The 11,809-nt window shown below is 69.8% G+C and carries 11 protein-coding genes; 5 read left to right on the top strand and 6 right to left on the bottom strand.

The annotated features are described in order from the left end of the window. The first annotated feature begins 71 nt into the window (after positions 1 to 71). Positions 72 to 911 carry a sugar phosphate isomerase/epimerase family protein gene (locus ICW72_RS02090; RefSeq protein ID WP_191084717.1) on the top strand — a complete coding sequence of 280 codons (840 nt, stop codon included), beginning with the start codon at positions 72 to 74 and terminating at the stop codon, positions 909 to 911. Between the two features lie 74 nt (positions 912 to 985). Here ICW72_RS02090 and ICW72_RS02085 read toward each other — a convergent pair whose 3' ends face one another. The 5 genes from ICW72_RS02085 to ICW72_RS02065 all read right to left on the bottom strand — a co-directional run bounded on the left by ICW72_RS02085 (position 986) and on the right by ICW72_RS02065 (position 5,847). Next, positions 986 to 1,870 (bottom strand): polysaccharide deacetylase family protein, encoded by an 885-nt coding sequence (locus ICW72_RS02085; protein WP_191084716.1) that lies wholly within the window; start codon positions 1,868 to 1,870, stop codon positions 986 to 988. A 56-nt stretch (positions 1,871 to 1,926) separates the two neighbouring features. After that, positions 1,927 to 2,634 (bottom strand): hypothetical protein, encoded by a 708-nt coding sequence (locus ICW72_RS02080; protein WP_191084715.1) that lies wholly within the window; start codon positions 2,632 to 2,634, stop codon positions 1,927 to 1,929. Positions 2,635 to 2,639: 5 nt separating this feature from the next. Further along, positions 2,640 to 4,043: a TRAP transporter large permease gene (locus ICW72_RS02075; protein ID WP_223880755.1), complete on the bottom strand. Its 1,404-nt coding sequence runs from the start codon at positions 4,041 to 4,043 to the stop codon at positions 2,640 to 2,642. Further along, positions 4,040 to 4,651 carry a TRAP transporter small permease subunit gene (locus ICW72_RS02070; RefSeq protein ID WP_191084714.1) on the bottom strand — a complete coding sequence of 204 codons (612 nt, stop codon included), beginning with the start codon at positions 4,649 to 4,651 and terminating at the stop codon, positions 4,040 to 4,042. The genes ICW72_RS02075 and ICW72_RS02070 overlap by 4 nt, the downstream gene beginning before the upstream one ends. A gap of 77 nt (positions 4,652 to 4,728) precedes the next feature. Then, positions 4,729 to 5,847, bottom strand: a complete 1,119-nt coding sequence (locus tag ICW72_RS02065) for a TRAP transporter substrate-binding protein (protein WP_191084713.1) — start codon at positions 5,845 to 5,847, stop codon at positions 4,729 to 4,731. Between the two features lie 151 nt (positions 5,848 to 5,998). On the opposite strand from ICW72_RS02065, the gene ICW72_RS02060 reads away from it, so the two are divergent. Beyond that, positions 5,999 to 6,475 (top strand): MarR family winged helix-turn-helix transcriptional regulator, encoded by a 477-nt coding sequence (locus ICW72_RS02060; RefSeq protein ID WP_223880754.1) that lies wholly within the window; start codon positions 5,999 to 6,001, stop codon positions 6,473 to 6,475. 46 nt (positions 6,476 to 6,521) lie between these two features. Here the strand turns inward: ICW72_RS02060 and lhpI are convergent, their stop codons facing one another. Beyond that, the gene (gene lhpI / locus ICW72_RS02055; RefSeq protein ID WP_191084712.1) at positions 6,522 to 7,445 is read right to left on the bottom strand and encodes a bifunctional Delta(1)-pyrroline-2-carboxylate/Delta(1)-piperideine-2-carboxylate reductase; all 924 of its coding nucleotides are present in this window, start codon (positions 7,443 to 7,445) and stop codon (positions 6,522 to 6,524) included. Positions 7,446 to 7,885: 440 nt separating this feature from the next. On the opposite strand from lhpI, the gene ICW72_RS02050 reads away from it, so the two are divergent. The 3 genes from ICW72_RS02050 to ICW72_RS02040 all read left to right on the top strand — a co-directional run bounded on the left by ICW72_RS02050 (position 7,886) and on the right by ICW72_RS02040 (position 11,809). Continuing rightward, positions 7,886 to 8,830, top strand: coding sequence for an amino acid ABC transporter substrate-binding protein (locus tag ICW72_RS02050; RefSeq protein WP_191084711.1), 945 nt, complete (start codon positions 7,886 to 7,888; stop codon positions 8,828 to 8,830). A 179-nt stretch (positions 8,831 to 9,009) separates the two neighbouring features. After that, a complete protein-coding gene (locus ICW72_RS02045) occupies positions 9,010 to 9,816 on the top strand; it encodes an amino acid ABC transporter ATP-binding protein (RefSeq protein WP_191084710.1) in 807 nt (268 codons plus the stop codon). A 97-nt stretch (positions 9,817 to 9,913) separates the two neighbouring features. Beyond that, a complete protein-coding gene (locus tag ICW72_RS02040; RefSeq protein WP_223880753.1) occupies positions 9,914 to 11,809 on the top strand; it encodes a potassium transporter Kup in 1,896 nt (631 codons plus the stop codon).

The following is an 11,809-nucleotide window of genomic DNA, read 5'->3' as shown; positions in this document are numbered from 1 at the left end:
CCGCATGTAGGATTGGTTAAGCGATCCGTCCCAAGGGGATGCGCGACACCCTTTTGCCAAGGAGCCCCGCCATGGCCGACGACAAGGCTTCCCTCTCCGCCCGCATCGGCGTGGATCTCGGCGCGCGCCTAAGGCTGGAGGAGGGGCTGGAATGGGCGGCGGCCGCGGGTTTCGCGCATCTGGACATCCGCCTGGGCGATACGGGCAATGAGTTCGACGGCTTCGACGGCGCGCGCCTGCGCGCGGCGCGCGGGCTGAAGGAACGGCATGGGCTGCAACTCGGCCTGCACACCCTCTCGGCCGTGAACATGGCCGAGACCGCCCCCTATCTCGCCGCCGCCACCGACAACTACCTGCGCGCCTATGTGGACCTGGCCGGGCCGCTCGGCGCGGGCTGGATCGTGGTGCATGCCGGCTACCACTTCACCGACGATTACGAACGTCGCGCCGAGGCCGCGCTCACCCGACTGCGACGCCTGGGCGACTACGCCCGCACCCAGGGCGTGCGTCTGCTGCTGGAGAACATGAACCCCGAGCCGGCCGATGCCGAGGTGCGCTACCTGGCCTGCGACATCCCCGAATGCGAGCGCTTCTTCGCGGCCCTGGACCCGGAGGTCTTCGGCTGGTCCTTCACCGCCAACCACGCGCACATGCTGCCCGTGGGCGTGGAGGGCTTCTACCGCCATTTCGGCCCGGCCCGGATGGCGGAGGTGCGCCTCGCCGACAATCGCGGCGGCAAGGAGGAGCACCTGTTTCCCGGCGAGGGCAACATGGACTTCAACGCCCTCTTCCGCCTGATCGAGAGCGAGGGCTATCGGGGCCACTACATGCTGGCCTTCGGCGGCCCGGAGGACATGCGCGCGGGCCGCGACAAGCTGGTGGCGGAGTGGGAGGCAGCGTCCGGCGTCTGATCGCCTTCGGTGAACTCACCGAAGGCGTGGATCAGCCGCCCAACCAACCCGCCCGCGCGATCAACAGGCGTTGGTCACGCGGCGGGCGCCGGATGCAGCGCCGTGAACCAGTCGCCGATCTCCGACGAGGTCGCGAAAGCCACCTGCGGGTGCGCCGCGAGTTCCTCCATCACGGCCCAGAAACTCTCCATCCGGTGCGCCACGCCGATGACGTGCGGATGGAGCGCAATCGTCATCACCCGCGTCCGCTCGAAACCGCCGCGCGCGTAGAATTCCATGCTGGCGCGGATGCGGTCGGCCATGGCGGTCGAGCCCTGCGAGGCCAGCATGTAGATGGGCACGTCGTTCAGCTCGACCGTGTAGGGGAGCGAGAGCAAAGGCCCCGCCTCGGTCCGCATCCAGACGGGCACGTCATCCACCAGCCAGTCATGCAGGAATTCGACGCCGTTGCGCTTCAGCACCTCGGGCGTATCGGCCTTCTCGCTGAGGCCCGCGCCCAGCCAGGTGCGCACCTTCTGGCCGGAGAAGCGGCGCATGGTGGACAGCGCCTCCTCCACTGCGGCCTTGTCATCCTCGATGGTGGCCAGCGCCCGCTGATACACGCCATGCCCCACGAATTCCCAATCGGCCTGGAGCATCGCCTCCGCCAGGCGCGGGTAATGCGTGCAGATCTGGGAATTGGAGAGGTTGGAGGCGCGGATGCCGAGCGCCCGACACATCTCCAACAGCCGCGACATGCCCACGCGCAGCCCATATTCCACCCAGGTGAAGTTGGGCACGTCCGGGATGGCCTTGATGCCATGCGGCGGCGTCAGGATGGCGCGCGGCATGGGCTGGTCGAAGGGCCAATGCTCCACATTCACGGCCAGGTTCACGATGACGCGCTTGCCGCGGAAGGCGGGCAGCGGCGGCGCGTCGGATTCGAGGCGGAAGGGGATGCGCGGGTTGGGGTCAGGCATGGCGGGCTCCGTCCAGGGGCGGGCATCATGGCCCCCGCCCCCGCATGCGACCAGCCTCAGGCGAACTGCACGGTGATCCGGCCCACGGGCGCCACGGCGGCCGACCATTTCTCGCCCGGGTTGGGCACGCGGCCGAGAGCGAGGCCCGCCACCACCAGCACGGCCCCGGCCGGCATGGGGCCCCAGCGGCGCGCATCCTCGACCAGCTGGTCCATGAGCGGGGCCAGCTTCACCTCGAAGGGGCGCGGGCGGGTGCCGGTGGGGCCGATCCGCACCGACACCACCTCGGGCAGCGGGCCGACGAAGCGCTTGCCCACCAGCACATGGCCGAGCCCGCCAAGGTCCGCCACGCGCTGCGCGGCATCGGGCGCGCCCTGGGCGTAGCGTTCCGCCGCCACGTCCACGACAGGGTGCAGGGCGGAGAAGACGGGGGGCGCGTCGGTCAACTCCTCCCCCAGCACGCCCAGGATGCCGGCGGTGATGCGGATATGCCGCAGCGCGGCCAGCGCGACCGGCGTGCCGGCGCGCAGCAGGCGCGGCTCCAGCAGCGGGGCGGAGACCCAGGTGTCGCCGGGCGCCGGGGCGAGGCGCATGCCCGTCACCGGTATCTCCAACGTCTCGACCAGGGCGGCGGCGATGGCCTCGCCGGCGGCGAGGTCCGTGGGGGCCATTTCCTCGGGAAAGGGGGCGAGCGGGTTGCCCGTCTCCCAGGCCTCGTGCAGCCAGTTCGCGGCCTGGGTGGTGATGTCGGTCATGCGGTCCATGCTGCTCAGTTGAAGGCCGGCAGGGCGGGCTCCTCATCCACGGAGAAGCCGCCATCCGGCACGGTCAGTTCCTGACCCGGCCCGCCGACATTGTCGTAGAGGTAGGAGGGCAGCCAGGTCGCGATCTCCGGGAAGATGTAGAGCATGGCCATGGCGAAGACCACGATGCCCACGAAGGGCAGGCAGCCCAGGAAGATCTCCGACAGCTTCACATGCGGCGGCGCCACCCCCTTCAGGTAATAGGCCGCCATGGCGACGGGCGGCGTGAGGAAGGAGGTTTGCAGGTTCAGCGCCACGATCACGCCGAACAGGATCGGATCAATCTCGAAGGTGCCCAGCAGCGGCAGGAAGATGGGCACGAAGATCAGCACGATCTCGGTCCATTCCAGCGGCCAGCCCAGCAGGAAGATGATGATCTGCGCCATCAGCAAGAACATCATGGGCGAGAGGTCGAGGGCCTTCACCGCCTCCTCCACCACATGGTGGCCGCCCAGCCAGCCGAAGACCGAGGTGAAGATATAGGCGCCGATGAACAGCCAGCAGACCATGGCGGTGGTGCGGGCCGTGAGGAAGACACTCTCCTTCAGCTTGGTGAAGGTGAGGCTGCGGTAGAGCAGCGCCAGCAGCACCGAGCCCGCGGCCCCCATCGCCGCCGCCTCGGAAGGCGTGGCCAGCCCGAACAGGATCGCGCCCAGCACCATGCCGATGAGCACCGCGAGCGGCACGAAGGAGGTGACGAGGGCGAGCAGGATCTGCGCGACCGGCGTCGTGCGCTCCTCGGGCGGCAGGCGGGGCGCCATGCCGGGCTTCACCGTGGCCAGGATCAGCACATAGAGCATGTAGAGGAAGGCAAGGCCGACACCCGGCAGGAAGGCCGCGGCGTAGAGGCGCACCACGCTCTCGCCCGCCGTCGCCCCGTAGAGGATCAGCATGATGGAGGGCGGGATCAGGATGCCGAGGCACCCGCCCGCGCAGGTGACGCCCGCCGCGAGCTTGGGGTCGTAGCCCGCGCGCAGCATGGCGGGGAAGGCCAGCAGCCCCATCAGCGTCACCACCGCGCCCACGATGCCCGTGGCGGTGGCGAACAGCGCGCAGGTGGCGAGAGTGGCGATGGCGAGCGACCCGGGCAGCCCGCCCGAGGCCATCTGCAAGGCGCGGAACAGCCGGTCCAGGATGTTCGCGCGCTCGATCACATAGCCCATGAAGATGAAGAGCGGCACCGAGATCAGCACGTCATTGGCCATGACGGCGTAGGTGCGCTGCACCAGCAGGTCGAAGACGCGCGGGCCCAGGCCGAGATAGCCGAAGCCCAGCCCCATGGCGGTGAGGGTGAAGGCGACAGGGAAGCCGAGCAGGATCACGAAGATGAAGCTGCCCAGCATGATCATGCCGAGAACGGGGTCGGTCACAGGGGCATCTCCGCGCGGCGGGCGGCCGCGATTTCGGCCTCGCGGGCGGCGGCCGCCTGCTTCAGCGTCAGCACTTCCAGCTCCTCCACGTCATGCAGGCGGTCGGGCCAGGCGCCGGTGCGCCAGGCGATGGCGGCGCGCGCCGTCTCGGCCAGGCCCTGCAGGATCATGAGCGCGCCGGCGAAGGGGATGATGAATTTGAAGGGCCAGATATAGGGCCCGTTCGGGCTGATCGAGGACCGTTCATTCTGCCAATAGGACAGGCTGAAGAAGTCCCACCCGAAATAGACCAGCGCCAGCATGCCGGGAAAGAAGAACAGGATGTAGAGCACAAAATCGAGCCCGCCCTGCACCCGCACCGGAAACAGCCGGTAGATGAAATCCGCCCGCACATGCCCCTGGCGCGACAGGGTATAGGCGCCCGCCATCATGAACAGCGTGCCGTAGAGCATGTAGGAGACATCGAAGGCCCAGGCGGTCGGCGCGCGGAAGAGGTAGCGCGCGAAGACCTCATAGACGATGGCCCCGGTCAGCAGCACGATGCACCAGGCAAAGACCTTGCCGATGAAGGCGCTGATCCGGTCCACATTCACCAGCAGTGATTGCACCTGGTCGGCTCCGTGGCGGAAGGGCATGAAAAACGCCCGCCCCGGGGGTTCGGGACGGGCGTGGTGGGGTCAGTGGCTCAGCGCCGCGCGAAGAAGTGGTTGAAGGCGGCGGCGGAGGAGGCGTTGTTGCGCAGGTAGAAGGCGCTGACGCGGCGGCACCAGTCGCGCTGGCTGTCCGTCACCTTCTTGAAGAAGGGGTCGCTCTCCAGGTTCGAGATCACGCCGTCCCAGGCGCGCAGCTGCGCGTCCAGGATGGGGCGGGGCGTGATGTGCACGTTCACGCCGCTGTTGGTCACCATCGCCTGCAGGTCGTTCGGATAGCGCAGCTGCTGCTTCCAGGACATGTCGGCCGAGGCGGCTTCGGCCGCCACGCGCAGCACCGCCTTCAGCTCGGCCGGCAGGCCGTCGAAGCGGCCCTTGTTCCACAGCACCTCGAAGGTCTCGGTGTTCTGGTGGTAGGATTGCAGCATGTAGTTCTTGGCCACGTCCGGGAAGCCGAGGACGCGGTCGGAGGACGGGTTGTTGAACTCCGCGCCGTCAATGACGCCGCGCTCCAGCGCGGGCACGATCTCGCCGCCCGGCAGGGCCGTCACGGCGGCCCCCATGGCGTTGAACAGGTCGGTCGCGAGGCCCACGGTGCGGTAGCGCATGCCGCGCATCTGCTCGGCGTTCTCGACGCGGTTGCGGAACCAGCCCAGCGGCTGCGTCGGCATCGGGCCGGTCTGGAAGCCCACCACGTTCACGCGCAGGATGTCGGTGATCAGCTCATTATACAGCGCCTCACCGCCGCCATAGTAGAACCAGGCGAGGTAGGAGTTCGCGTCGTAGAACCAGGCCGGGGGCGTGCCGAACAGGCTGAAGGCCTTGTTCTTGCCGAACCAGTAGGCCGAGACGCCATGGCCGCCATCGAGCGTGCCGGCGGAGACCGCGTCGATCAGCTGGAAGGCGCCGACCACCGCGCCCGCGGGCAACAGCTCCACCCGCAGCCGGCCGCCGGCCAGCGTGTTGACGCGCGTCACGTAGTCATTGGCGAATTCGTGGAAGATGTCGCGCTGCGGCCAGGTGGACTGGAAGCGCAGGGTGGTGGTCTGCGCGCGGCTGACGCCGGGGGTGGCCAGCACGGCGGCGCCGGCCGCGGCGACCGCGCCGGCCTTGAGCAGGCCGCGGCGGGCGGTCCCGGAGGTGGATGAGGTCATTGGTTTTTCTCTCCCAGTATTCTGTGCCGTTCGCGCGGCCGACGCTTACTGGTTTAGTGAAACAGAAGAAGCCATGCAACGGCTTATGACACCGCGCCGCGCTTGACAGTGCGGCGACCGTTCCGCCAACTGGCCGGCAACAGAGTGGGAAATGATGCGCGACGAGCAGGAGCCCGCGGCCGCTTCGCCCGAGACAAGTGTCTCCGCCCCCGGCTACAGCCTGGACGCCTCGGCCGGGCACATGCTGCGGCGCGCCCACCAGCGCTACCAGTCCATGTTCCAGGAATGCGCGGCGGGGCTCGGCCTCACGGGGCCGCAATTCGCGGCCCTGCTGCGCCTGTCCGAGATGGGGCGCGTCACGCAGAACCATCTGGGCCGGCTGGCCGCCATGGATTCCGCGACCGTGCAGGGGGTGGTGCGGCGCCTCGTGGATCGCGGCCTGGTGCAGGCCGAGGCGGACCGTCAGGACCGTCGCACCCGCATCCTCACCATCACCGAGGCGGGGGCCGAGCTGCTGAGTGCCGCGCAAAAGGCGGGGCGGCGGGCCAATGATTCGGTGCTGGCGCCCCTCTCGGCGGCCGAGCGCCGGCAACTTCTGGCCATGCTGCGGCGGGTGGCGGAGGGTTAGCGTCTGATCCGCGGAGGCGGAATCGCCGGAGCGGTGAATCAGCCGCTCAAGCGATCTGGCCGCCCCGCGTCGCCAGCACCGCCGCGGCCAGATCCTCGCCCGCCCAGCCCACCGACTTGAACAGCGTGATCTGCCCCGGATCGGTGCGGCCCGGATGCGCGCCGCGGCACAGCTCCGCCAGTTCCGCCACCACATGCCCGGCCGTGATGTGCCCCTCCGCGATGGCCTGCACGATGTCCCCCGCCTCGGCCATGGCACCCGCGCGCGTGTCCACCACGCACAGCGCCCGTGCCAGGGCCGGCCCATCGGCCTCGCGCATGTCGGGGCGATAGGCGCCGACCAGGTCGAGATGCATCCCCGGCGCCAGCGCCGCCCCCATGACCAGCGGCGTGGTGGCCAGCGTGGCGGCGCTGATGATGTCGTGGTCGGCGGGCTCGGGGCTGTCCACCGCCACCGCCGGCACCCCATGCGCCGCGAGCCGCGCGGCCAGGGCCCGCGCCTGCTCGGGCCGGCGCGCCCAGATGGAGGTGCGTTCCATGCCATAGGCGGCGTGGAAGGCCTCAGCCAGCGCGGCCGCCACCTTGCCCGCGCCCAGCACCAGGTGCCGGCGCGAATCGGGCCGCGCCAGGTGACGCGCCGCCAGCACCGAGGCGGCGGCCGTGCGGCGGTCCGTCAGCTCCCCGCCATCGAGCAGCGCGACCGGCACGCCCGTCGCGGCATCGGACAGCAGGTATTCCGCATGCACCGCGGGCAGGCCCAGCGCGGCATTGCCGGGGGCCACATGCACGATCTTCACGCCCGAATGCCCCTGCCCCACCGCCGGCATCAGCAGCAGGCTGCCGCCCCCCGGCAGGGGGTGGCGGTGGCGCAGCGGCGCGTCGCAGCCCTCGCGGAACATGGCGGCCAGCGCCTCCACCAGGGCGGGCCATGGCAGGCGGGCGGCGATCTCCTGGCGGTCGAGCTGCAGCATGAACCTTCCCTCTTCGGCACGGCCAGAGGTTGCGCGGCCAGGGCCCAGGCAACAAGGCCCGGCTGTCACATTCCGCAAAAGCCGCGCGATTGATCCCCAGGCGGTGATGGCGCAGTGTCCGGCCCGACCTGCGGTGCCCACGGGCGGCCGCGCCAAGGTTCCAGGAGATGCATATGCCGAACCGGCGACCCCTCGCCCATGCCCTGGGTGGGGCCCTGCTGATGTCCCTCGCGATCGGCCCGGCGGCCGGCCAGGCGCCTGCGCCGCAGGCAACCCCAGCGCCGCAGGCAACCCCGGCGCCGCAGGCGGCCCCAGCACCAGCCCCGGCCCCGGCCCCCGCCGCGACACCCCCTGCGCCCGCCGCGCCCGCCCCAGCGGCACAGCCCCCCGCCGCCGCCGCGCCGGCAGCCCAGGCGCCTGCGCCGGCAGCCCCCGTCAGCATGATTGACACCATCCGCAACCGCGGCGCCCTGCTCTGCGGGGTGAATGCGGGCCTGGCGGGCTTCGCCGCGGCCGATGCCCAGGGCCAGTGGCGCGGCTTCGACGTGGATTATTGCCGCGCCATCGCCATCGCCATCTTCGGCACGGCCGAGGAGCGGGTGCGCTTCATCCCCACCGGCGCCCAGAACCGCTTCACCGCCCTGCAATCGGGCGAGATCGACGTGCTGCTCCGCAACACCAGCTGGACCTTCGCCCGCGACGCCGGCATGGGCTTCGACTTCGGCCCCATCAATTTCTTCGACGGCCAGGGCTTCATGCTGAAGGCCTCGCTCGGCGTGCAGAACGCGCGGCAGATGGCCGGCGCCACCGTCTGCGTGCAGTCCGGCACCACGGCCGAGCAGGTGCTGGCCGAATGGGCCCGCGCCAACCGCATCAACCTCCGCCCCGTCGTGATCGAGCGGCTGGAGGAGATCGTCACCGCCTATGCCGGCGGGCGCTGCGACGCCTTCACCTCCGACATCTCGGCGCTGGCCGCCATCCGCGCCGTGCAGCCCAACCCGGCCGACCACATCATCCTGCCTGACGTGCTGAGCAAGGAGCCCCTGGCCCCCGTGATCCGCCAGGGCGATGGCCGCTTCGCCGACCTGGTGCGCTGGGTGCATTTCGGCCTCGTCACGGCGGAGGAGCTGGGCGTCACCGCCGCCCAGGCCCGCCAGATGGCCGAAGGCGACCCCCGCCCCGAGGTGCAGCGCCTGCTGGGCCGCACGGGCGATCCGGGGCGGCCCTTCGGCCTGGACAATGCCTGGATGCTGAACGTCATCGCCGCCCTCGGCCATTATGGCGAGATCTATGAGCGCAACCTGGGGCCCATCGGCCTGCAGCGCGGGCGCAACGCGCTCTGGACCCAGCCGGGCGGGCTGCAATACGCGCCGCCCTTCCGTTGAGCGGCCGGCCCGCCATTCTCATTGTAGCGGGCCTTTCCATCCTGTAATGGGCGAATGTCCCGCCGCCATGCGCGGCGGGGCCGCCTGGCGGCGCGAGGCCGCCCAGGGGCCGGCGACAGACCGGCCCACGCCATCGCAGGGTTACGCTTCCTCATCCTCGTTCGGGAGTTCGCTGCCGCATGTCCGCCTCCATCGCCACCGCTCCGGCGGCGGCCCCCGCCATCGCCTCCTCCGTGCAGGCGGATGCGCCGCCGGCCATCCTGCTTTCCGGCGTCAACAAATGGTTCGGGTCGCTGCACGTGCTGCGCGACATCCATCTGGAGGTGGCCACCGGGGAGCGGGTCGTGGTCTGCGGCCCCTCGGGCTCGGGCAAGTCCACCCTGATCCGCTGCATCAACCGGCTGGAGGAGCACCAGAAGGGCCGCATCGTCGTGGACGGCATCGAGCTGTCGGGCGATCTGCGCAGCCTGGACGCCATCCGCCGCGAGGTCGGCATGGTGTTCCAGAGCTTCAACCTCTTCCCCCACCTCACCATCCTGGAGAACTGCACCCTCGCCCCCATCTGGGTTCGCAAGATGCCCCGCAAGGAGGCCGAGGAGCTGGCGATGGAATTCCTCACCCGCGTCCGCATCCCCGAGCAGGCGCACAAATACCCGGGCCAGCTCTCGGGCGGGCAGCAGCAGCGCGTCGCCATCGCCCGCGCGCTGTGCATGCGCCCCAAGATCATGCTGTTCGACGAACCGACCTCCGCGCTGGACCCCGAGATGATCAAGGAGGTGCTCGACACCATGGTCATGCTGGCCGAGACGGGCATGACCATGATCTGCGTCACGCATGAGATGGGCTTCGCCCGCCAGGTGGCCGACCGCGTGGTGTTCATGGACCGCGGCGAGGTGGTGGAACAGGGCCCGCCCGCCGAGATCTTCAGCAACCCCCGCACCGAACGCCTGCAGACCTTCCTCGGCCAGATCCTGCGCGGGCATTGACGCATAAGGGCCTTGCGGGGCTGCCATGCGGCGTTCAGGTTTGATCCGGGCGGGCGGCGGGTTCACACCGCGCGCCGCACCGTGACGGAGCACGTCCTTGGCCGACCCCCTCAAACCTGAAAGCCGCACCCCGGAGCGCGCCGCGAGCGCCGCTGCCTTGCTGGGCGTGCTGGGCGTCGTCTATGGCGACATCGGCACAAGCCCGCTCTATGCCATGCGCGCGGCCGCCCACCATTTCAGCCATGACGGGCTGGAGCGCTGGGAGATCCTGGGGCTGCTCAGCCTCATATTCTGGTCGCTGAACATCGTCGTCACCATCAAATACGTCACCTTCGTGCTGCGGGCGGACAACCGCGGCGAGGGCGGCATCCTGGCGCTGACGGCCCTGGCCCAGCGCGGCCTCACCTCGCCGCGGGCCAAGGCGGGCGCCATCCTGATCGGCATGGTGGGTGCGAGCCTCTTCTTCGGGGATGGCATCATCACGCCCGCCATCTCGGTGCTGTCGGCGGTGGAGGGGCTGAAGGTCGTCTCCCCCGCCTTCGAGGAGGCGGTGGTCCCGCTGGCGGTGGTGGTCCTGCTGCTGCTCTTCCTGGTGCAGTCGCGCGGCACCGGCGCGGTGGGCATGGTGTTCGGGCCCATCTGCGCCGTGTGGTTCCTGGTGATCGGCGCGCTCGGCCTTGTCGAGATCATCCGCCACCCGAGCATCCTGGTGGCGCTCTCGCCGCACTACGCCATCCAGTTCACCCTGGCCTATGGGCTGATCGCCTTCATCGCCTTCGGCTCGGTCGTGCTGGCGGTGACGGGGGCGGAGGCGCTCTACGCCGATATGGGCCATTTCGGCCGCAAGCCCATGCGCTATGCGTGGCTCTTCTTCGTGCTGCCGGCGCTGTGCCTGAACTATTTCGGCCAGGGCGCGCTGCTGCTGTTCGAGCCCGAGGCGCTGGTGAACCCCTTCTACCTGCTGGCCCCCGAATGGTTCCGCCTGCCGCTGGTGGTGCTGGCGACCATGGCCACCATCATCGCGAGCCAGGCGATGATCTCGGGCGCCTTCTCCATCGCGCGGCAATGCGTGCAGATGGGCTTCCTGCCGCGGCTGGAGGTGCGCCACACCTCGGCCACCGAGGAAGGGCAGATCTACCTGCCCCAGGTGAATTTCCTCCTGCTGGTGGGCGTGCTGACGCTGGTCATCATCTTCGGCGAGTCCGAGCGCCTGGCCGCCGCCTATGGCTTCGCGGTCACGGGCACCTTCGTCTGCACCACCCTGCTGGCGGCGGCCGTCTACCACGCGCAGTTCCGCTGGCCCGTGGCGCTGGTCGTCCCGGTCTTCGGCGCCTTCCTGCTGCTGGACGTGGTGTTCTTCGCCTCCAACGTGCTGAAGATCCCCGATGGCGGCTATGTGCCGCTCATTGTCGGGACCGGCATCTTCCTGCTGATGACGACCTGGCAGCGCGGGCGGGACCTGCTCTTCGCCCGCTTCCGGCAGGATGGGCTTCCCCTGCGCTCCTTCATCGCGCGGCTGCCGCAGAGCCGCACCCTGCGCGTGCCCGGCATCGCGGTCTTCATGACCAGCCAGGCCGACTACCTGCCCGGCGCCCTGCTGCACAACCTCAAGCACAACAAGGTGCTGCACGAGAACGTGCTGTTCGTGACCGTGACCAATGAGAGCATCCCCCATGTCGGGCCCGAGCGCCGGCGCGAGGTGGAGGAACTGGCTCCCGGCATCCACCGCGTCAGCCTGCACTACGGCTTCCAGGAGAGCCCCAACATCCCGCGCGAACTCGAATCCCTGCGCGAGCTGGGCATCCCCTTCGAGCCCATGCAGACCAGCTATTTCCTGGGCCGCGAGACCATCGTGGCGGCGGCCGTGCCGCGCATGTCGCGCTGGCGGCAATGGCTGTTCATGCTGATGAGCCGCAACGCCGTGCCCGCCACGGAATTCTTCCGCATCCCCTCCGACCGCGTGGTGGAACTGGGCGTCAGGGTCGCGATCTGA

Origin of the sequence: Roseococcus microcysteis (assembly GCF_014764365.1) — a bacterium.
Classification (GTDB): Bacteria; Pseudomonadota; Alphaproteobacteria; order Acetobacterales; family Acetobacteraceae; genus Roseococcus; species Roseococcus microcysteis.
This window is presented reverse-complemented; position numbering and strand designations above follow the sequence as displayed.